Annotated in this window: 1 protein-coding gene; it reads left to right on the forward strand. The window is 73.4% G+C overall.

Features of this window, described 5'->3' with window-relative positions:
- Positions 1 to 138 precede the first annotated feature (138 nt).
- Positions 139 to 1863: hypothetical protein (locus ACJA3G_RS36150; RefSeq protein ID WP_406557265.1), on the forward strand; the 1725-nt coding region annotated here is incomplete at its 3' end.

Consider the following 1863-nt stretch of genomic DNA (forward strand, 5'->3'; position numbering starts at 1 on the left):
GTCAAGGGTGGGGCCGCCACTTCCGCCTCTGCGGGCGCTGCGGGCTCCGGCGATTCCGGCGACGCCGGGGTAGAGGGCAAGGCGCCGGCCGTCGACGGCTCCGGGGAGAGCCCCGCCCAAACGGTGGCGGTCCAATCCGTGACGGTCGAGGTACGGATCCCCGGGAGGCCGCCGATCGGCGGGCTGGAGACCGTCCGGCCCACCTCCGGGTGGCTCGGCTTCGACCGCCCGTGGGCCGAACGGCCGCCTTCCCGTCGGTCGGAGCCGGAACTCCTCTCGGAGGAGGCCGACACGCCGGACGCCGACACAAACGGAAGTCCGACTTCCGGCGGCGATACGCCCGCGCCAGGCGCGCCCAAGCCGGTCGCGCCGGAGCCGCGCAGGTCCAGGTCGGGGCCGTTGAGGCGCGACAAGTCGAGGCGCGTCAAGCCGGAGCCGGACGCGGCCAAACGTGGCAGGTCCAAGCCGTCCAAGCAGGAGGCGGCCAAGCGCGACGGGGTCAATCCCGAGGCGTCCAGGCCGGTGGCGGCTGAGGCGGTCGGCTCCGTGCCGGACGCGTCCAAGGCGGATGCGCCCAGGCCGGACGTGGCTGAGGCGGGCGGTTCCGTACCGGATACGTTCAAGGCCGATGCGTCCAAGCCGGCTGCGGCTGAGGTCGGCAGTTCTGAGCCGAACACGCCCAAGCCGGTCGCGGCTGAGGCCGACAGCCCCGAGCCGAACAGGCCCAAGCCGGTCGGTGCCGACCTCGGTGCGTCCAAGCGGGACGTGGCCGAGGCGGGTGGCTCCGTGCCGGGCACGTTCAAGGCCGATGCGTCCACGCCGGTCGCGGCTGGGGCGGGCAGCACCGAGGACGCACCTGAGCTGGTTGCGGCTGAGGCCGCCAGCTCCGGGGCGGACGCGTCCACGTCGGTCGCCGCCAACCCCGGTGCGTCCCAGCCGGGCGTGGCTGAGGCGGGCGGCTCCGTAACGGACATGTCCAAGTCCGACGCGTCCAGGCCGGTCGCGGCTGAGGCCGACAACTCCGTACCGGAGCAGCTCAAGGCCGATGCGTCCGAGCCGGGCGTGGCTGAGGCGGGCAGCTTCGAGCCGGACACGCCCAAGTCCGAGGCGTCCAAGCCGGACGCGGCTGAGCCCGAGCGGTCCCAGTCGGACGCGTCCGAACCGGACAAGCCCAAGCCGGCCGCGCCCGAATCGGACACGTCCAAGCCGCACACGTCCAAGCCGGACGCATCCGAACCGGACAACTCCACGCCCGACGCGTCCAAGCCGGACACCCCCAACTCCAACGCCTCCAAGTCCGCAGCACCTGATCCCGACGTGTCCAGCCCAGCCGCAGCCAAACCCGACCCGTCCGGCCCAGCCGCAGCCAAGCCCGACGCGTCCGGCCCAGCCGCAGCCAAGCCCGACGCGTCCGGCCCAGCCGCAGCCAAGCCCGACGCGTCCAGCCCAGCCGCAGCCAAACCCGACCCGTCCGGCCCAGCCACAGCTAAGCCCGGCGCGTCCGGCCCAGCCGCAGCCAAGCCCGGCGCGTCCGGCCCAGCCGCAGCCGCAGCCAAGCCCGACCCGTCCACCAGGGTGGGCACCACGTCCGGGCCGGTCACCCCCAGGGCGGGCACCACGCCGGGCCCGGTCACCTCCAGGGTGGTCACGGCCAGACCTGCCACCTCCAAGCTCCTCACTTTCAAGCCCGTCACGTTCAAGACCGACACACCCAAATTCGACACGCCCGGGCCCAAAACGACAGAAGTCGACATGTCGCTAGCCGATACGGCCAAGAAGACCCCGCCCCCCGCCGAGGCTCCCCGGAGCCGTCGCCTCCTCACCCGAGGCACCACGAGCACCCGCACCAAGACACCCCCGCCC

Origin of the sequence: Streptomyces sp. YS-3 (assembly GCF_045257485.1) — a bacterium.
Taxonomy (GTDB): domain Bacteria; phylum Actinomycetota; class Actinomycetes; order Streptomycetales; family Streptomycetaceae; genus Streptomyces.